This is a genomic window from Tenacibaculum litoreum, from assembly GCF_964513915.1.
Taxonomy (GTDB): domain Bacteria; phylum Bacteroidota; class Bacteroidia; order Flavobacteriales; family Flavobacteriaceae; genus Polaribacter; species Polaribacter litoreum.
In genome coordinates, this window is record NZ_CAZEQS010000001.1 from 220,482 (window position 1) to 239,146 (window position 18,665).

General features: G+C 31.5%; 19 protein-coding genes. 13 read left to right on the forward strand and 6 right to left on the reverse strand.

The features are described from left to right. Positions 1–36 precede the first annotated feature (36 nt). From ACKTTR_RS00940 to ACKTTR_RS00960, 5 genes are all read right to left on the reverse strand, one after another. Positions 37–2,130 (reverse strand): S46 family peptidase, encoded by a 2,094-nt coding sequence (locus ACKTTR_RS00940; protein WP_408026095.1) that lies wholly within the window; start codon positions 2,128–2,130, stop codon positions 37–39. A 90-nt stretch (positions 2,131–2,220) separates the two neighbouring features. Beyond that, positions 2,221–3,105, reverse strand: a complete 885-nt coding sequence (locus ACKTTR_RS00945; RefSeq protein ID WP_408026096.1) for a sterol desaturase family protein — start codon at positions 3,103–3,105, stop codon at positions 2,221–2,223. A gap of 38 nt (positions 3,106–3,143) precedes the next feature. After that, positions 3,144–4,136, reverse strand: coding sequence for an inorganic phosphate transporter (locus tag ACKTTR_RS00950; RefSeq protein ID WP_408026097.1), 993 nt, complete (start codon positions 4,134–4,136; stop codon positions 3,144–3,146). Positions 4,137–4,253: 117 nt separating this feature from the next. After that, entirely contained in the window at positions 4,254–5,000 is a 747-nt protein-coding gene (locus tag ACKTTR_RS00955; protein WP_125066130.1) for a uroporphyrinogen-III synthase, read from the reverse strand. A 14-nt stretch (positions 5,001–5,014) separates the two neighbouring features. Next, entirely contained in the window at positions 5,015–5,653 is a 639-nt protein-coding gene (locus tag ACKTTR_RS00960) for a DUF4271 domain-containing protein (RefSeq protein ID WP_408026098.1), read from the reverse strand. Between the two features lie 77 nt (positions 5,654–5,730). Between ACKTTR_RS00960 and ACKTTR_RS00965 the strand changes: the two genes are divergently transcribed. Genes ACKTTR_RS00965 through ACKTTR_RS00980 form a run of 4 tightly spaced genes read left to right on the forward strand, consistent with a single transcriptional unit; the run spans position 5,731 to position 8,743 of the window. Then, a complete protein-coding gene (locus ACKTTR_RS00965; protein WP_408026099.1) occupies positions 5,731–6,453 on the forward strand; it encodes a polyprenol monophosphomannose synthase in 723 nt (240 codons plus the stop codon). A gap of 4 nt (positions 6,454–6,457) precedes the next feature. After that, the gene (locus tag ACKTTR_RS00970) at positions 6,458–6,919 is read left to right on the forward strand and encodes a GNAT family N-acetyltransferase (protein ID WP_408026100.1); all 462 of its coding nucleotides are present in this window, start codon (positions 6,458–6,460) and stop codon (positions 6,917–6,919) included. 6 nt (positions 6,920–6,925) lie between these two features. Next, positions 6,926–8,266 carry a dihydroorotase gene (locus ACKTTR_RS00975; protein ID WP_408026101.1) on the forward strand — a complete coding sequence of 447 codons (1,341 nt, stop codon included), beginning with the start codon at positions 6,926–6,928 and terminating at the stop codon, positions 8,264–8,266. Further along, on the forward strand, positions 8,267–8,743 hold the full coding sequence (locus ACKTTR_RS00980) for a DUF4296 domain-containing protein (protein WP_408026102.1): 477 nt from the start codon (positions 8,267–8,269) through the stop codon (positions 8,741–8,743). Here ACKTTR_RS00980 and ACKTTR_RS00985 read toward each other — a convergent pair. After that, positions 8,736–9,746 (reverse strand): SDR family oxidoreductase, encoded by a 1,011-nt coding sequence (locus ACKTTR_RS00985; RefSeq protein WP_408026103.1) that lies wholly within the window; start codon positions 9,744–9,746, stop codon positions 8,736–8,738. The genes ACKTTR_RS00980 and ACKTTR_RS00985 overlap by 8 nt on opposite strands. Positions 9,747–9,808: 62 nt before the next feature. Between ACKTTR_RS00985 and tyrS the strand changes: the two genes are divergently transcribed. The 9 genes from tyrS to ACKTTR_RS01030 all read left to right on the forward strand — a co-directional run bounded on the left by tyrS (position 9,809) and on the right by ACKTTR_RS01030 (position 18,591). Continuing rightward, positions 9,809–11,113, forward strand: coding sequence for a tyrosine--tRNA ligase (gene tyrS, locus ACKTTR_RS00990; RefSeq protein ID WP_408026104.1), 1,305 nt, complete (start codon positions 9,809–9,811; stop codon positions 11,111–11,113). Between the two features lie 532 nt (positions 11,114–11,645). Then, positions 11,646–12,218, forward strand: a complete 573-nt coding sequence (locus tag ACKTTR_RS00995; protein ID WP_408026105.1) for a fasciclin domain-containing protein — start codon at positions 11,646–11,648, stop codon at positions 12,216–12,218. A 28-nt stretch (positions 12,219–12,246) separates the two neighbouring features. Further along, positions 12,247–12,765 carry a c-type cytochrome gene (locus ACKTTR_RS01000; RefSeq protein WP_408026106.1) on the forward strand — a complete coding sequence of 173 codons (519 nt, stop codon included), beginning with the start codon at positions 12,247–12,249 and terminating at the stop codon, positions 12,763–12,765. Between the two features lie 6 nt (positions 12,766–12,771). Further along, positions 12,772–14,739, forward strand: coding sequence for a Sec-dependent nitrous-oxide reductase (nosZ, locus tag ACKTTR_RS01005; RefSeq protein ID WP_408026107.1), 1,968 nt, complete (start codon positions 12,772–12,774; stop codon positions 14,737–14,739). 119 nt (positions 14,740–14,858) lie between these two features. Next, a complete protein-coding gene (locus tag ACKTTR_RS01010) occupies positions 14,859–15,455 on the forward strand; it encodes a hypothetical protein (protein ID WP_408026108.1) in 597 nt (198 codons plus the stop codon). Continuing rightward, on the forward strand, positions 15,456–15,875 hold the full coding sequence (locus ACKTTR_RS01015) for a nitrous oxide reductase accessory protein NosL (RefSeq protein WP_408026109.1): 420 nt from the start codon (positions 15,456–15,458) through the stop codon (positions 15,873–15,875). It abuts the gene before it with no gap. A 40-nt stretch (positions 15,876–15,915) separates the two neighbouring features. Further along, the gene (locus ACKTTR_RS01020; protein WP_408026110.1) at positions 15,916–17,115 is read left to right on the forward strand and encodes a nitrous oxide reductase family maturation protein NosD; all 1,200 of its coding nucleotides are present in this window, start codon (positions 15,916–15,918) and stop codon (positions 17,113–17,115) included. Next, the gene (locus ACKTTR_RS01025) at positions 17,112–17,819 is read left to right on the forward strand and encodes an ABC transporter ATP-binding protein (protein ID WP_133535399.1); all 708 of its coding nucleotides are present in this window, start codon (positions 17,112–17,114) and stop codon (positions 17,817–17,819) included. Before ACKTTR_RS01020 ends, ACKTTR_RS01025 begins: the two co-directional genes overlap by 4 nt. After that, entirely contained in the window at positions 17,812–18,591 is a 780-nt protein-coding gene (locus ACKTTR_RS01030) for an ABC transporter permease (protein ID WP_408026111.1), read from the forward strand. Before ACKTTR_RS01025 ends, ACKTTR_RS01030 begins: the two co-directional genes overlap by 8 nt. Positions 18,592–18,665: the final 74 nt, after the last annotated feature.

Sequence of the window (18,665 nt, forward strand, 5' to 3'; positions counted from 1 at the left end):
CCTCGCTTTTATATTATTCTTATATAGAAAAATGTTTTATTTTTTCTTTGGGTGCACTAACTTCATTTCTTCAATTAAATGCTTAGCTCCTGCATATTTATCAACAATAAATAATACATAACGAATATCTACCATAATATTTCTACAAATTTCTGGATCGTAATTCATGTCGCTCATCGTTCCTTCCCATACACGGTCGAAGTTTAATCCAATTAAGTTTCCGTGTGCGTCAATTGCAGGACTTCCTGAGTTACCACCTGTGGTATGGTTGGTTCCTAAAAAACAAACAGGAACTTTTCCGTTTTTATCAGTGTACTGTCCAAAATCCTTAGCGTCATATAAATCGCGTAACTTTTGAGGTACATCAAACTCATAATCACCAGGAACGTATTTTTCAATAACACCATCTAAATAACTTACGGGGTTGTAGTATACTGCATCTCTAGGAGAATATCCACGAACTTGACCGTAAGTAATACGTAATGTACTGTTAGCATCAGGAAAATAGCGTGCATTTGGTAATGCTTCCATTAATGCTTTCATGTATGTTTTTTGTAACGCTGTAATTGGCTGGTTTTTCTGTTGAAACTCAGGATTGATTTTTGTGTAGAACTCCTCAATCATAGGTTTTGCATATCGGTAAGCAGCATCTTTGTTTAAGTTTTTTACTATCTTTTTAGCATCTCCTTCTAATAACTGTAAAGCTTTATCTAAATCAGTAAAATTTGTTTTGTCATAAATAGAAGCATCTACATTAGTAGGGTTGTATAAAGGCATTACATTTTTAAACACTCCTTTATCAACATTTACATCAAAGTTTTTGTGAATTCCTTTAATTCGATTTATCAAAGAAGTTCTAGCTTCTTCAAAATTTTCAGGTTTGTTTAAGGCTACTTGTTCTAATTGATATGCTCTAAAAGTCATTTGCATCAACTCGTTGGTAACCAAGAAAACTTCAATAAAGTTTCTTCTTTTAATATTAATATCAGCAAAATCTGCATATAATTTTTCGAACTCAGGAAGAATATTTCCGTAGTTTTTTTCTAATCCTTTTTCTTTTAATGCTTTTTTGAAAGTAGCTTCAAAAGCTTGACGCTCTGCAATAGCATTACTTTTTTTAATACCTAAGTTTTCACCAATCCATTTTTTCCAAGCATTTGCAATGCGTGCTTGCTTTGAAGCGTATTTAATACGAACAGCATCGCTCGCTTTCATTTGTGCATCAATTTCTTTTAATGCAGCTTCACGAATAGCAATATTACTTGGGTTAAACTCTTGTGTAATGTGTTTTATGGCAACCGCAGGCAAGTATTCGTTTGTGCGACCAGGAAATCCAAAAACCATGGTAAAATCACCTTCTTCAATCCCATCTAAAGAAACTGGTAAAAAGTGCTTTGGTTTGTAAGGAACGTTGTCTTTGCTGTATTTAGCAGGACGATTGTTTTTATCAGCATAAATTCTGAATAATGAAAAATCTCCTGTATGACGTGGGAAAACCCAGTTATCGGTATCACTACCAAACTTTCCAATACTACTTGGTGGTGCTCCTACCAAACGAACGTCTTCAAATTTTTCAGTAACAAATAAGAAATATTGGTTTCCTTTGTAAAAAGGCTTCACCTTAATGTTTTGCCAAGTTTCTTTTTGTGCATTTTTTGTAACTTCATTGATGTTCTTATCAATAGTCGATTGTTTTTCACGCTCAGTCATTGTATTAGTAACACCATTTAATGCTTTGGTAGTTACATCATCAATTCGAACAATAAATTCAACATATAACCCTTTATTAGGTAATTCTTCTTTTTTACTCATTGCCCAAAAACCATCTTTTAAATAATCGTTTTCTAGAGAGGAATGTGACTGAATTTGTCCAAAACCACAGTGGTGATTGGTTAAAATTAATCCTTCAGGAGAAATTACTTCACTGGTACAACCTCCGTTAAAATGTCCAATAGCATCTTTCAAACTAGAGTTGTTTACATCGTAAATGTCTTTGGCAGTTAATTTACTTCCTAAAGAAGTCATTTCTTGTTCGTTCATTCCTTCTAAAAGTGAAGGAATCCACATACCACCTTGTTGTGCAGTAACCTGAACGACAATAAATAAGAATAGAATTTTTATATACTTCATCTGTTTATTTTTAAAAAGCTAAAGATACAAATTGGCAGTAGAACAGCTAATTGAAAGTATGAAGTAATAGGTTAAAAAAGACTTAAAATATTATTTTTTTCCTATTGGATAGAGTTCTTGGTGAATGAAATCCTTTGGGAATTTTTCATCTCCTTCAAAACCTAACTCAATATCACGTCCGTTGTAAGGAATATAGTTGGTTTTAAAGATGTAGTCCCAAATACTTAAGGTAATTCCAAAGTTGACACCCATTTTTCTTTCTGATGGAAGTTCTTTTGCGTGATGCCAAATATGCATTCTTGGGTTATTTAAAATATATTTTAACCAACCGTAATCCCAATTTATATTGGCGTGATTTAAGTGTCCGATAGTAATGTTAAAAAAATGCACAATGGCTACGTCTTGTGCCGTAAATCCACCCATAATAGCAAGTGGAATATACTTCATAGAGTTATATACTACGGGCTCCATCCAATGATATCGAAGGTGTGCGGCAAACCCCATCTGTTTTACGGAATGGTGTACTTTATGAAAGTTCCATAAAAATTCATAACGATGGAGTAAAGTGTGTGTAAACCACTGCACAAAATCGATAATGATAAAAAATACGGTAATTCTTGCCCAATAGGGAAAAGTATTGATATCAAATAATTGAAAACTAGCAACAGACAACCCTACTAAACCTAATAAGTCATTAAACAATTGCTCTGCTGTGTTTGATAAGGCAATAAGTACAATTAGATTTAATAAGAAGAAATTAAAAAACATGTAAAAAGTGTCTAACCAAAAATCCTTACGAAATAAAGGTTGATTTTTTCGCCAAGGAAAGATGATTTCTAACCCCCAAACAACAAGAGAAATAAGAATTAAACCATAAAAATAATTTTCCCAGTTTAACTCCATAAGTACTGACTGCTTAATGTAATTCCAATAACCAGTATATGAGTTTTTTATAATGTCTATGTAAGTGTCCATAAAGAATTTAAAAATAGCAATTACAAAATATAAATTAGTTAAATTATTTCTAAGATTTTAAAAATTACAGCACTTATAATAGCAGCAATAGGTAAAGTAAGTAACCATGATAACAAAATGTTAGTAATTACTTTATAATTAGCTTTTTTGGTAACCGTTCCAATTCCAAATAAAGAACCAACTGACACATGTGTAGTAGAGACAGGTAAACCATGTATACTGGCAGTGGTTACGAGTAAACCAGTAACAATATTAGCGGTAAACCCTTGGCCAACATTCATTTTAGTAATCTTTTTACTCATAGTTTCACCCACATTTTTTGCATTTAATAACCCTCCTAAAGCCATAGTAATTGCAATTAATATCATACTCCATTTTAAGTCAATAGTATTGGCAATGATTAACAAACCTACAATCTTTGGAGTATCATTTAAACCTCTAGCAAAACTAACAATACCCGAACTCAAATAATGTAAACTGTTTAAAATATTGAGAGAAGAAAAATTAAGTAAAGCTGGATTATCTTTATGTAAGCTTGGAATTTGTCTTCGTATAAATTTAAAAACAAGGTAAGTAATTAAGCTTAAAATCATTGCAATTAAAGGGCTAACAATTAAAGGAAAAAGAAAAGTACTTGTTAGTAATTTAAAGTTAAAAGTATTGCCAACAGCTATAATACCTGTACCAAATAAAGCTCCAACTAAACTATGTGTAGTAGAAATTGGCATTCCTATTTTTGTTGCTAAGAATACAGTAATTGCTGCTCCCATAGCGATAGCGATAGCAAATATTGGTGTTTGAATTAAATCATCTGGAACTAAGCCTTTTCCTGAGAAGTTTTTTACTAACTCGTCTGCTAAAAAAATAGCGGCCACTGAACCAGAAAAAGTAGTAATGGTAGCCCAACTAATTGCATTTTTATAGTTAGTAGTTCCTGAGCCAAATAAAGTAGCAACCCCTTTAAAATTATCATTTGCTCCATTGCTATATGCAAGAAAACAGGCTGCTAAAAAAAGTAGTAAAAATATCATGAGATTAATTTAATTGTCGTTCGTTTGACGGAAGAATTAAATTAAACTTACATGTGTAAAATTAAACAGCCATCAAAGATACTTTGATGGCTGTTTAAGCTGCTAAAAATAAGTAAATTACTTTTTGTTAGCTTCTTTAATGTATTTTTCTAAAGCCATGGTCATTGAAGGTGTTTCAGGCGTTGGTGCAGCAATATCCACACGTAAACCTCTATCTTCAACAGCTTTAATGGTAGTGTTACCAAATACGGCTATTCGAGTATTGTTTTGTTTGAAGTCAGGAAAGTTTTTAAATAAACTATCAATTCCAGACGGGCTAAAGAATACTAAAATATCGTAAAAAACATCTTCTAAGTCAGATAAATCACTTACAACAGTACGATATAAATCTGCTCGTTTCCAATCTACTCCTAATTTATCTAATTCAGCAGGAATTAAAGGCTTTAACTTATCTGAAGAAGGAAGTAAAAACTTTTCATCTTTATGCTTCTTAATTAATTTAGTTAATTCAGGAAACGTTCTGTTACCAACATAAATTTTACGCTTACGGTACACAACGTATTTCTGTAAGTAGTAAGCTACAGCTTCAGATTGACAGAAGTATTTCATATCATCAGGAACTGTAAAGCGCATTTCTTCAGCTATTCTAAAAAAATGATCAACAGCATTTCTACTAGTAAGTATGATTGCTGTGTAATTGTTTAAATCAACTTTTTGAGCTCTTACCTCTTTAACAGGAATTCCCTCGACATGAATAAACGATCGAAAGTCAACCTTAACCTTTTGCTTTTCCGCCAAATCAAAATATGGCGATGTTTCCGTTTTCGGTTTAGGTTGAGAGACTAAAATAGTTTTAACTTTCATAAACTTTCTCTTTATTACGTAGTTGTTGTTTTATAAAGAATTAATAGCGGTGCTATTTCAAGGGTGCAAAAGTACAAAATAAAATAAAACAACTTGCTAATTACAAGCTTTTTATTATTTGTTAAAATTAAAAAAGCCCTAAAAATAAGCAAGATACCGAAAGAATAAATTAAAAAAAGTTTGTTGGTAAAAGCATACTGGTATAGTATAACAATAGGAAGTAACCATATGCTAAGAACATATAAATATCCTGATTTTGTATGTAAAAAATAATTTACAACTGATGATAAACCTAAAACGTTTGCTAATGCATAATCTATTAAAAAACGTAGCAAAAAGTATAGGATAACAAATAAAAGTAATCCTAGAAAAGCTAAAAAACTTTGAGAGTATATTTCTGATACTAAAGTCAAGAATAAGAACAGAGAAATAACAATCGATGAAAAAGAAAATAAAAGTAGCTTAAAAGGGGTGAAAAAAGAGGCTCCTTCTTCAGTTCTTTTATGAAAAAAACCAGGAGTTATAAAAGCAACAGTATACCCATATAGCTTAGTAGGTTTTAACGATTTCATCATAGCCAATAATACAATAGCCAATACAATAACTAAAGTAATCCAACTATCATGGTTTGTAATTCGTTCTACTGCTTGCAATTGCTTTTATACTTTTTAATTAACACAAAATTAGTAATAAATAAGTGTATCTTTGCCCAGAATTATATGAAAATTACATGAAGTCAGACGCTTTAGTCATAATTCCTACGTATAACGAGAAAGAAAACATCGAAGCTATTATTCGAGCAACTTTTAGTCAAGAAAAGGTATTTCATGTATTGGTTGTTGATGATAATTCCCCTGACGGAACAGCAGCAATTGTAGAAAATTTACAAGAAGAGTTTCCAAACCAACTTTTTATTGAAAAGAGAGCAGGAAAAAATGGATTAGGTACCGCGTATATCCATGGATTCAAATGGGCAATAGCAAAACAATATGATTATATTATAGAAATGGATGCCGACTTTTCACATAACCCTAATGACTTAATTAGATTGTATGATGAATGTGTTAATGAAGGAGCAGATGTAGCTATAGGCTCAAGATATTCGGTAGGGGTTAATGTAGTTAATTGGCCAATGAGTAGGGTATTACTCTCTTATTTTGCATCAAAATATGTACGACTAATTACCAGAATGCCTATTCATGATACTACAGCAGGTTTTGTATGCTATAAAAGGAAAGTGTTAGAAACAATTAAACTTGATAAAGTTAAATTTGTAGGTTATGCATTTCAAATAGAAATGAAATATAAAGCATGGAAGCACGGGTTTAATGTCAAAGAAGTTTCGGTTATTTTTACTGATAGAGTTTTAGGAAAGTCAAAACTAAGCAAAGGAATTATTAAAGAAGCTGTCTTCGGTGTGATTAAAATGAGAATTAAAGGATTACCGAAATAGGATAATGACCATAATTACGATAAGAGAAGCAAGGAAAGAAGATTTAGAAATCTTGTTGGGATTTGAACAAGGTATTATAGAAGCTGAAAGACCTTTTGATTCATCATTGAAAGAAGGGAAAATTAGTTACTATAATCTGGAAGAAATGATTTTTGCTGAAAACGTACATTTAATTGTAGCTGTAGCTGAAGATGAAATTGTGGGTTCAGGCTATCTTAGAATAGAAAAATCTGGAAGTTATCGTAAAAATGAATTGAATGGATATATTGGTTTTATGTATGTAAAACCAAATTTTAGAGGCAAAAGAATAAGTTCACTAATTTTGGAGTCTTTAAAGAATTGGGCAAAGAGCAAAGAATTAAAAGAACTAAGGTTAGATGTTTATAATGAGAATTTAGCAGCGATAAAATCTTATGAACGCTTTGGTTTTAACAAGAGTTTGATTAACATGAAAATGGAAATTTAGTAGAAAATGAAACAATCATATTTAATTAAAAACGCACAAATCGTTAACGAAAACAAGGTTTTTAAAGGCGATGTTTTAATAGAAGGAGAATTTATTAAGGAAATAGGAGAAAACATAATTCCTACCGATGATGTATTAATGGTAGATGCTGAAGGAAAATTCTTAATTCCTGGTATGATTGATGACCAAGTACATTTTCGTGAACCAGGTTTAACACATAAAGCTAATATTGCTACAGAAAGTAAGGCAGCAATTGCTGGAGGAATTACTTCGTTTATAGAAATGCCCAATACAGTGCCACAGGCAACAACTCAAGAACTATTAGCAGACAAGTTTGATATTGCAAGCAAAACATCGTATGCTAACTATTCGTTTATGTTTGGAGGAACTAATGATAATTTGGAAGAGTTGTTAAAAACGAATCCAAAAGACGTTGCGGGGATCAAACTATTCTTAGGTTCTTCAACAGGAAATATGTTAGTTGATAATGAAGAAGTATTAGAAAAAATATTTTCATCAACTAAAATGTTGATTTCTGTACATTGTGAGGACGAAGCTACTATTAGAAAAAACACAGAAGAATATAAAGCAAAATACGGTGATGACATTCCTGTAAAATATCACCCATTGATTCGTAGTGAAGAAGCATGTTATTTATCATCTTCAAAAGCAATTGAATTAGCAAAGAAAACAGGAGCACGTTTACATATTTTTCATTTATCTACAGAAAAAGAAACACACTTATTCCGAAATGATATTCCGTTAGAAGAAAAACAAATTACGGCTGAGGTTTGTGTACATCACTTATGGTTTACCGATGCTGATTACGATAAAAAAGGAACACATATTAAGTGGAATCCTGCGGTAAAAACTCAAAAAGACAAAGATGGTTTATGGAAAGCATTGTTAGATGATAGAATTGATATTATTGCAACCGACCATGCACCCCACACCTTAGAAGAAAAAGATAATGTGTATACAAAAGCACCTAGTGGAGGTCCATTAGTACAACATGCAGTTCCAGCAGTTTTAGAAAAGGTGAAAGAAGGAGTGCTACCAATAGAAAAAGCAGTAGAAAAGATGAGTCATAACCCAGCGAAAATCTTCAAAATTGAAAAAAGAGGATTTATAAAAGAAGGGTTTTATGCTGATTTAGTTTTAGTTGATGCTGAAAAAAAATGGACAGTAGATAAAGAAAATGTATTGTATAAATGTGGATGGTCTCCGTTTGAAGGAGTTGAGTTTTCAAACCAAATAACACACACTTTTGTAAATGGAAACTTAATGTACAATGAAGGTGTGTTTAACGAAGAGATTAAAGGGAAACGATTATTATTTAACAGATAGATGAAGTCTTTTTTTTACATATGTATTGGTTTGTTTATAGTGTCGTGTACCAGTAATACGATATACAAAAAGCCAGAGAATCTTATACCGAAAGATTCAATGGTTTCGTTATTAACCGATATGTATATTGCTTCTTCAGCTAAAAACCAAAAAAATAAGTTTTTAAAGAGAGAAAAAAACTATATGATTTTGGTATACGAAAAGTATAAAATTGATAGTACTCGCTTTGATGCTAGTAATACCTATTACACTTCTATGGTTGACCAGTATACTGAAATTTTAAATAAAGTAAAAAAGAATATTGATTCATTAGACGTTTTATATAGAAAAAAACAAGAGGTTCAAGACTCTATAAAAGGCATCAAAAAAGATACTGTTTTAGATAAAGAACTATTATTGAATGATATTCCTAAAGAGTTAATAAAAAGGGAAGATAGAGAGTTAGAAAAAAAAGACTTGAAGAATAATATTAAGTAACTTGTTTTTTGAATTCTCTGGAAATTCTAGCAATTGCATTATCAACAGGTTCAAATTCAAAACCAAGTTGTTCCATGATTTTTTTAGAAGTATAGAACGATTCGTTGTGAGCAGATTTTGCAGAGTTTTTAGTAAGCAAAGGTTCTTTACCAGTAAGCTTTGTTAAAAGCCAATCAATTTTCCAAAATATTGAAGTTATCAACCTTCCTACTTTTTTAGAGGGTCTCTTTTTATTCAGGTTATCAGCAATGCTAAATAAAACATCTTTAAACGATTTGTTTTCTGAAACAAGAATAAAACGTTCATTTTTAATGTGAGAATCCATCAGACTTATCATTGCTTTCACCACATCGCTAACTCCAACAAAGCCAGTAATACCTTCAGTGTAAAACTTAAATCCATTATTTATTTGGGTAAACATTTTACCAGAGCCTTCATTCCAAAAACCTCCTCCTAAAATTACACCAGGATTCACAATTACGATATTTAAATTTTCTTGGCTACCTCTCCAAACTTCCATTTCAGCACCATACTTGGTAATTGCATATCCGTGATTTTCATCACTATCAAGCCATTCGTTTTCTTCATTAATTGGTTTTCCGTTAATAGCATTACCAACTGAAGCGATAGAGCTTACAAAACAGAATTTATCTACGTTAGTATCAATAGCAAAATTGATTAAGTTGGCAGTTCCTTCAATGTTTACTTGACGCATTTTTCTATAATCCTTCGGGTTAAAAGAAACCAATGCAGCACAGTGGTAAACTTGTGTAATGTTATTAAATACAGGTTCTAGGGAAGGAATATCAGTAATGTCAGCTTGTATCCATTCAATTTTAGAGAAATACTGTAGCACATTATCTGTATAAAAAGAAAAGATTTTCTTAACATGTTCAAGCTTTTTTTTAGTTCTAAAAATAGCTCGAATCTTGTCGTTTTTTTGGCTTAAATGATATAATAAATGTGAGCCTACTAAACCTGTTCCTCCTGTAACTAAAATCATAAAGCGAATTTAGTTTATTTTGGCTGATAAACTTATCTTTGCTTCTTTAAAAATAGAATAAAATGACCAAGAATTTAGTAGAAGAATTACAATGGCGTGGAATGATTCACGACATTATGCCAGGAACCGAAGAACAACTTCAAAAAGAAATGACGTCGGTTTATATTGGCTTTGATCCAACTGCAGATTCGTTACACATTGGTAGTTTAGTTCCAATTATTTTACTAGTTCACATTGAAAAAGCAGGGCATCAGCCAGTAGCTTTAGTAGGAGGTGCAACAGGTATGATCGGTGATCCAACTGGAAAATCAGATGAGCGTAATTTATTAAATGAAGAAGCTTTAGCAAAAAACGTAGCAGGTTTAAAAAGAACATTAGGTCGCTTTTTAGATTTTGATAACGGGGCTAAAAACTCTCCTTTATTGGTAAACAATTACGATTGGATGAAAGATTTTTCATTTATCGAATTTGTGCGAGATGTTGGTAAGAGAATTACTGTAAACTACATGATGGCAAAAGATTCTGTAAAAAAGCGTATTACAGGAGAAGCTGGTAACGGAATGAGTTTTACAGAGTTTACGTATCAATTAATTCAAGGGTATGATTTCTATCACTTATATAAAACCTTAAACTGTAAATTACAAATGGGAGGTTCTGACCAATGGGGTAATATTACCACAGGTACAGAGTTAGTTCGTAGAATGACACCAGGTGAAGATGCAAAAGCATTTGCAGCTACTTGCCCATTAATTACAAAAGCTGACGGTTCTAAATTTGGAAAGTCTGAAGGAGGAAATGTTTGGTTAGATGCAGATAAAACATCAGTTTATAAGTTTTACCAGTTTTGGTTAAACACTTCAGATGAGGATGCTGAAAAGTATATTAAAATATTCACGTTTTTAGATAAAGAAACTATTGATGCTTTAATTGCTGAACATAAAGAAGCGCCACATCAAAGAGCTTTACAAAAGAAGTTAGCTGAGGAAGTAACTATTTTTGTACACTCAAAAGAAGAGTTAGACAAAGCAGTTGCTGCTTCAAATATTTTATTTGGTAAGTCAACAGCTGATGATTTAAAGAGTTTAGATGAGCAAACTTTTTTAGATGTGTTTGACGGTGTGCCACAAGCAGAGGTGACGTCTGAGGACATAGACGGAGGGTTAGATATGATTGCAGCTTTAGCCGCTAAAACAGGATTCTTAAAATCAAACGGAGATGCACGAAGAGCTTTAAAAGAGAATTCAATATCGGTAAATAAAGAAAAAGTAAGTGAAGATTTTGTAATTACTTCAAAAGATCTTATTGCTGATAAATACGTGTTATTACAAAGAGGTAAGAAAAATTACTTTTTATTGAAGGTAGCATAAAAATCCTTTTTAAATAAAATTAAAAGCCCTTAAAAGAAATTTCTTTTAAGGGCTTTTTGTTTGTGATATAATATATAAACAAACGGGGGAAAATTATTATTAATTACGAAACTGCTTTTAAACCAAATGTTAAAGGACATCTTTTACAATTAATCCCTTTCTTTTGATATTTATTACAGCATTTACTTTTAGGTTTAATACAGTTACTTGTACAGGAAGAACTACAAACAGTAGTTTTCTGTAGTGTTTTAATAGAAGTTTTTGAGGTAACTTTCTTGGTTTCAGTATAAAAAACAATCATTATCTTTTCGTAAAATCCGTGCAAATATAAGTTTTTTATTTAGAATAAATAAAAATTAGAAGATAAAAATTAATTAAACTTCTCATTGTCTATTATTTATGTGAGGTGGTTTTTTTCAAAAAATAACACTTATTTTTAAAAAAGACAATTTTATCCTTTAAACATGATAATTGTCATTTTTTTGAAAGGTAGATAGCAATAATTTTGGGCAGATAACAAATAGTAGTCACAATGAAAATATTTAAAATAGTTTATTTAGTTGCATTGCTCTTGTTTTTTTCTTGTAAGAAAGAAAATAGTAGTACTAATAATACCAATACGATTTCGGTAGAAAAAAAAGAAGTAATAAAACCTCAGGGACAAGCATCTGTAAAAGATGAGGTTTCCGATCCTAATGCTTTACAGAAAGCAAAAAGCATAGCAGATTTTACAACATTAGTAACAGCTATTGAAGCCGCGGGTGTACAGGATGCAGTTGTAAATGCAGGTCCATTAACCATTTTTGCTCCGTTAAATACTGCATTTGAAAAATTACCAGCAAATACAGTAGAAGATTTATTAAAACCAGAAAATAAATCAAAGTTAGCTTTTGTGCTAAAAAATCATGTTGCTCCAGCAAATTTTCCTTTAGAACAGTTAAAGAAAGAAGCTAAAAAAGGGAGAAAATTATATATGGCATCTGGTAACTACATGCTGATAGAAAATAAGGAAGGAAAAATTTATGTAAATGGAGTAGAAATTATTCAAACAGTAAAAGTAAGTAATGGATGGGTACACGTTATCGATCAAGTTTTAGTACCGTAAATAACAATAAATTATAAATCAATCAAAAATGAAACACACGCATAAACTATTAATACTAATGTTCTCTTTTGTATTGTTTTCATGCGGAAATGATAAAAAGAATAACCAAGTAGATTATTCAACTAAAAAAGCACCGGTTAAAAAAGAGGTACAAAAGGAAAAACCTAAAGAAGCATCTGTAGAAAAAAAAGAGACTACGGCTAATGTAGATTTGTCTAATAAAGGAATAGGACCTGTAAAATCGCTAGATATATCTGGTGCAATTGACCAAAAATTAGTGGATGAAGGTAAAGAGCTATTTAAAAATAAATGTTCGGCATGTCATAGAACAAATAGAAAGTTTATAGGGCCAAATCCGACAGGAGTGTTTGATAGAAGATCACCAGAATGGGTAATGAACATGATTATTAACCCAGAAGAAATGCTTAAAAAAGATCCAATAGCAAAAGCATTATTAATAGAGTATAATGGCTCGCCAATGGCAAACCAAAATGTTAGCGAAAAAGAAGCAAGAGCAATCGTAGAATATTTTAGAACTTTAAAATAATTAGTAATGAAAAACATCATAAAAAGCACCTTATTGTTAGTTGCAACTTCCTTATTTTTTATAGGTTGTGGCAATAACGGAGGTAAAGAACAGAAAAAAGGAGGTGCATTGGGGAGTAATGTTGCCGAAAAAGTATATATAGCTCCAGGTGAACACGACGAGTTTTATGCTTTTGTTTCAGGAGGATTTAGTGGACAATTGGCGGTTTATGGATTACCATCAGGTAGGCTATTTAAAGTAATCCCTGTCTTTTCGGTAGATGCAGAAAAAGCTTGGGGGTTTAATGAGGAAACTAAACCAATGTTAAATACATCGCATGGATTCATTCCTTGGGATGATGCTCACCATCCAGATATATCACAAACGGCTGGAGAAATAGATGGTCGTTATGTTTATATCAATGGTAATAATACTCCACGTATAGCAAAGATTGATTTAACAACTTTTGAAACTACAGAGATTATTGAAATTCCGAATAGTGCGGGTAATCACAGTTCTTCTTATGTAACAGAAAACACAGAGTATGTTGTTGCAGGTACTCGTTTTGGGGTTCCTGTTCCTCAAAGAGATATTTCTATTAAAGAGTATAAAGGAAACTTTAAAGGAGCATTATCATTTTTAAAAGTAGATCCAGAAGATGGTGGAATGGAAATTGATTTCCAAATTTTAATGCCAGGTTTTGATTATGACAAGGCTCACCCAGGACGTGGAAACTCTCATGGATGGTTCTTCTTTACAACATATAATTCAGAAGAAGCAAACACTTTATTAGAAGTTAATGCATCACAAAATGATAAAGATTTTATTGCGGCTGTGAACTGGCAAATGATTGCTGAGTATGTAAAAAATGGAGGAGGTAAGAAAATGCCTGCAAATTATGCACATAATGTGTATGATGAGCACACACATCAAGCTACTTCTACAATGAAGAAAGAAGTGTTGGTTGTTAATCCTGCAGAAGTACCTGGTGCTATTTACTTTTTACCAACACCAAAATCTCCTCATGGATGTGATGTTGACCCAAGTGGAGAGTATATTGTAGGTAGTGGTAAGTTATCTGCTGATGTTACAGTACATTCATTCTCTAAGATGGTAAAAGCAATTGAAGAAAAGAAGTTTGCTGGAGAAGCTTATGGTATTCCAATTATCGATTTTGAAGCGGTAAACGCAGGTAGTGTTAAACAAGCAGGTTTAGGGCCATTACATACCGAGTTTGATAATGAAGGGAATGGTTATACAACGTTCTTTATTTCTTCTGAAGTAGTTAAATGGAAGTTAGGAACTTGGGAGGTAATTGATAGAAAACCAACGTATTACTCGGTAGGTCACTTAATGATTCCAGGAGGTAATTCACGTAAGCCATTTGGTAAGTACTTATTGGCAATGAATAAAATTACTAAAGATAGATATTTACCAACAGGACCAGAGGTAACACAATCAGCACAACTGTACGATATTTCTGGAGAAAAAATGGAGCTATTATTAGATTTTCCTACTGTAGGTGAACCTCATTACGCAGCAGGATGTCCAGCAGATTTAATCAAACCTCGTTCTAGAAAAATATTTAAGCTTGAAGAAAACAAACATCCTTATGCTGTAACTAATGAAATGGATGCTAGAGTTGAACGTAAAGGGAATGAGGTACATATATACATGACCATGATTCGTAGTCACTTTGCTCCTGATAACATAGAAGGAGTAAAAGTGGGAGACAAGGTGTATTTCCACGTTACCAATTTAGAGCAAGATTATGATGTTCCTCATGGTGTAAGTATGATTGGGGCAAACACTTCAGAATTACTAATAATGCCAGGGCAAACTGAAACATTTGTTTGGGAGCCAAAACAAGTAGGAGTTTGGCCATTTTATTGTACCGATTTCTGTTCGGCTTTACACCAAGAAATGCAAGGGTATGTTAGAGTATCTCCTAAAGATTCTCCTATAAAATTAAGCTGGTCTTTAGACGGTGAATAGAAACAAATAGAAATAAAGGGTTAGTTTTTTAGATTGAAAAGCTGTTTGAATAAATTTATCATATAACCTTTCAAACAGCTTTTTTACTTCAAAAATCTAGAATCTTAAAAAATAAAATTATGATAAAGCATAGAATATTAATGATTTTCGGTTCTTTATTACTGTTATTGCTTTTTATATTTCCGTTGTGGAACATAACTCTAGAAGCCCCTCAATACCCCACCCCACTAGGAATGGATATATACATAGGTAAGTTTGCAGATATGCACCCACATGATATAAAAAATATAAACTTAATGAACCATTACGTGGGGATGAAATATATACCAGAAACTATTCCTGAATTTAAAATTTTCCCTCCTGTTATAATTGTAATGGTAATTTTGGGTGTTTTAATAGGGTTAAAAGCTAATTACAAGTGGTATTTAAGATGGTTGGTTTTAATGACTCTATTAGGAATAGCAGGGATGTACGATTTTTATTTATGGGAGCATAATTACGGACATAATTTAGACCCGAAAGCAATTATGAAATTTACCAATCCTGATGGAAGTATTATGGGATTTCAGCCTCCATTATTTGGTAGTAAAGATATCTTAAATTTTAGAGCACACTCGTATCCTCGCTTTGGAGCTTATGCAATGTTTATAGGAATGTTTTTAACCTTTATAGCATATATTGTAGGTAAAAAGAATCAAAAAGTAAATTATAAGTAAATGAAAGCAACTCTAATGTTTTTTTATGGATGTATGATGGTGTTGTTACTTTCATGTAAAATAGCACCCAAAGAAATTCAGTATGGTACAGATATGTGTCACTCTTGTCAAATGACCATAGTTGAAAAAACACATGCGTCTGAAATTGTTACTAAAAAAGGAAGAGCTTATAAGTACGATGCTATTGAATGTATGTTACAAGATTTAGACAAAAGAGATGTAAGTAAAATTGAGTTGTTTTTAGTAACTGATTATTCGAATCCTGCAACACTTATAAGAGCAAAAGAAGCTACCTTTTTAGTGAGTAAAGAAATAAAAAGTCCTATGGGAGCTAACCTATCTGCCTTTGCAAATAAAGAAGCCATCAATGTGCCTGGAGAGCAATTTAACTGGAATGAAATCAACGATTATATAAAATAATTAAACCAGTTAGAGCTGTTTTAAGTATAATCCAATTATTATGAGATTACTAATATCATTTTTTTTACTAGCAATAACCAGTAATGGATTTTGTCAGCAAACCATTCAGAAAATGATTGATACAGCGCAAAAGCACGATACTATAATAGTAAGGGAAGGTGTATATAAAGAGCATGATATAATAATTACAAAACCTATAACTATTATAGGAAAAAAGAATGTGGTAATCGATGCTGAAGCTAAAGGATATGTTTTTAAGGTGTTAGCCGATTCAGTAACTATAAAAAATATCTCAGCAAAAAATGTAGGAAAAAGTTATACTAAAGATTTTGCTGCCATATATATTTCAAGAAGCAATCATATTATCATAGAAAATGTAACCCTTACAAATGTGTTTTTTGGCTTATTGATTGAAAAAAGTAAAAATATAAAAATACGAAATAATTATATTTCAAGTAAGGCAACAACTGAGGCAGGAACAGGAAATGGTATCCATCTTTGGCATTGTTCTAATGCAGAGATAGAAAAAAACGAGTTACACAGTTTACGAGACGGAATTTATTTTGAATTTGTAAAAAATAGCGTTGTTAAGAATAATCATAGTCATCATAATTTACGATATGGCTTGCACTTTATGTTTTCAAATAACAATGAGTATTTACAGAATACCTTTAATAATAATGGTGCAGGAGTAGCTGTAATGTTTTCAAAATATATAAAAATGACCCGTAATAAGTTTCTGAAAAATTGGGGAACAGCGTCATACGGATTGTTGTTAAAAGAAATTTATGATGCAGAAATTATTCATAACGAATTTTCAGAAAATACCATAGCTATTAACCTCGAAGGAGCTACACGAATAAATTACATTAACAATACATTTAGTAATAATGGATGGGCGTTAAAAGTGGCAGGAGCATGTTATAAAAACATATTTAAAAGTAATAATTTTTTAAACAATTCATTCGATGTTTCCTACAATAGTAAATTAAATGATAATAGCTTTAAAGGGAATTATTGGAGCTCATATACAGGTTATGATTTAGATAAAAATGGGATAGGAGATGTGCCATATCGCCCTGTAAAACTATTTTCATATATCGTAAATAAAACTCCAGAATCAATAATTTTATTAAGAAGCTTATTTGTAGACATTATAAATTTTTCCGAAAAAGTAACTCCAGTTTTCACACCTAAAAACTTGGTAGATGAGGCACCATTAATGCAGAAAGTATTATGATAGAAATTAGCAACATATGTAAAAAGTTTGGTAAGGTTCAGGTATTGGATCAGCTAGATTTAACAATAAATACTCAAGGTATTTTTGCGATATTAGGACCAAATGGATCTGGTAAAACCACCTTAATAAAAAGTATCTTAGGAATGGTTTTATTAGACAAAGGAGATATAAAAATAAAAGGAAAGTCTGTTTTGCAACAGTTTGAATATAAAAAGGAGATAAGTTACTTGCCTCAGATAGCAAATTTTCCCAATAATAATACTGTTAGCGAATTAATAAAATTGATTAAGAACCTACGTCCAAAGCCAACTAACGAACAAGAATTGATAGAAAGATTTGGTTTAGCTCCATTTTTAGATAAAAAATTAGGAAACCTATCAGGAGGAACCAAACAAAAAGTAAATATTGTGCTAACGTTTATGTTTGATAATGATCTTATTATTTTAGATGAACCTACCACAGGTTTAGATCCTATATCACTCATTACATTAAAAAAATTAATAGAAGAAGAAAAACAAAGAGGGAAAACAATATTAATAACCTCACACATAATGAGTTTTGTTGAAGAAGTAGCAGATGAAATAGTGTTTTTATTAGATGGAGAAATTTACTTTAAAGGCACAAAAGAGCAGCTATATAGCAAGACAAATAAACAAGATTTAGAACAAGCCATAGCTAACCTACTATTAATAAATCATGATTAAAATTATAACTTACTGTTTTTTCGATTTGGTGAGAAGTAGATGGAGTTATGTGTACTTCAGCTTTTATTTATTACTAAGTTTTGCATTACTATTTTTAAACAACGATACTTCAAAAGCGGTAATTTCATTAATGAATATTATTACTGTATTAACACCGCTAATAGGAACTATATTCGGAGTAATGTATTACTATAATTCAAGAGAGTTTATTGAATTACTCTTGTCGCAGCCTATAAAAAGGTCTCACATTTTTATAGGGCAATATTTAGGGGTCGCAATTTCGTTAAGCTTGAGTTTAATTTTAGGTTTAGGAATTCCGTTTTTATTATATGGTGTGTTGCAAGGTTCTACCTCTAATTTTTTAATGCTGCTAACCGTAGGAAGTTTTTTAACATTCATATTTGTAGCATTAGCGTACAATATCGCTTTAACGCACGAAAACAAAATTAAAGGTTTTGGTTATGCTATATTAGTATGGTTGCTAATGGCGGTTATTTATGATGGTGTATTTCTCATATCTTTAGTAATGTTCCAAGAATATCCGCTAGATAATGCATCACTTATAGCAACAGCATTCAACCCAATAGATCTATCAAGAATTCTCATATTATTAAAATTAGATATCTCAGCATTGTTAGGATATACGGGAGCGGTTTTTAAAAGTTTCTTCGGCACATCTTTGGGGTTAATAACATCATTATTTGTTTTAGTACTATGGGTAGTAATTCCAATATTCTTTATTTATAGAAAAGCACAACGAAAGGATTTTTAAAGTGAATAAAGAGCTGTTTTTTTTAGTAGTTTGTAGTAGAAGCAGTAAATTTGCAACCGAAAAGAATAATGTTT

What these genes read in the sequence shown, in the direction of transcription:
- ACKTTR_RS00940 (WP_408026095.1), bottom strand. Translation starts at nt 2,130, where the DNA reads ATGAAGTATATAAAAATTCTATTCTTATTTATTGTCGTTCAGGTTACT.
- ACKTTR_RS00945 (WP_408026096.1), bottom strand. Translation starts at nt 3,105, where the DNA reads ATGGACACTTACATAGACATTATAAAAAACTCATATACTGGTTATTGG.
- ACKTTR_RS00950 (WP_408026097.1), bottom strand. Translation starts at nt 4,136, where the DNA reads ATGATATTTTTACTACTTTTTTTAGCAGCCTGTTTTCTTGCATATAGC.
- ACKTTR_RS00955 (WP_125066130.1), bottom strand. Translation starts at nt 5,000, where the DNA reads ATGAAAGTTAAAACTATTTTAGTCTCTCAACCTAAACCGAAAACGGAA.
- ACKTTR_RS00965 (WP_408026099.1), top strand. Translation starts at nt 5,731, where the DNA reads ATGAAGTCAGACGCTTTAGTCATAATTCCTACGTATAACGAGAAAGAA.
- ACKTTR_RS00970 (WP_408026100.1), top strand. Translation starts at nt 6,458, where the DNA reads ATGACCATAATTACGATAAGAGAAGCAAGGAAAGAAGATTTAGAAATC.
- ACKTTR_RS00975 (WP_408026101.1), top strand. Translation starts at nt 6,926, where the DNA reads ATGAAACAATCATATTTAATTAAAAACGCACAAATCGTTAACGAAAAC.
- ACKTTR_RS00980 (WP_408026102.1), top strand. Translation starts at nt 8,267, where the DNA reads ATGAAGTCTTTTTTTTACATATGTATTGGTTTGTTTATAGTGTCGTGT.
- ACKTTR_RS00985 (WP_408026103.1), bottom strand. Translation starts at nt 9,746, where the DNA reads ATGATTTTAGTTACAGGAGGAACAGGTTTAGTAGGCTCACATTTATTA.
- tyrS (WP_408026104.1), top strand. Translation starts at nt 9,809, where the DNA reads ATGACCAAGAATTTAGTAGAAGAATTACAATGGCGTGGAATGATTCAC.
- ACKTTR_RS00995 (WP_408026105.1), top strand. Translation starts at nt 11,646, where the DNA reads ATGAAAATATTTAAAATAGTTTATTTAGTTGCATTGCTCTTGTTTTTT.
- ACKTTR_RS01000 (WP_408026106.1), top strand. Translation starts at nt 12,247, where the DNA reads ATGAAACACACGCATAAACTATTAATACTAATGTTCTCTTTTGTATTG.
- nosZ (WP_408026107.1), top strand. Translation starts at nt 12,772, where the DNA reads ATGAAAAACATCATAAAAAGCACCTTATTGTTAGTTGCAACTTCCTTA.
- ACKTTR_RS01010 (WP_408026108.1), top strand. Translation starts at nt 14,859, where the DNA reads ATGATAAAGCATAGAATATTAATGATTTTCGGTTCTTTATTACTGTTA.
- ACKTTR_RS01015 (WP_408026109.1), top strand. Translation starts at nt 15,456, where the DNA reads ATGAAAGCAACTCTAATGTTTTTTTATGGATGTATGATGGTGTTGTTA.
- ACKTTR_RS01020 (WP_408026110.1), top strand. Translation starts at nt 15,916, where the DNA reads ATGAGATTACTAATATCATTTTTTTTACTAGCAATAACCAGTAATGGA.
- ACKTTR_RS01025 (WP_133535399.1), top strand. Translation starts at nt 17,112, where the DNA reads ATGATAGAAATTAGCAACATATGTAAAAAGTTTGGTAAGGTTCAGGTA.
- ACKTTR_RS01030 (WP_408026111.1), top strand. Translation starts at nt 17,812, where the DNA reads ATGATTAAAATTATAACTTACTGTTTTTTCGATTTGGTGAGAAGTAGA.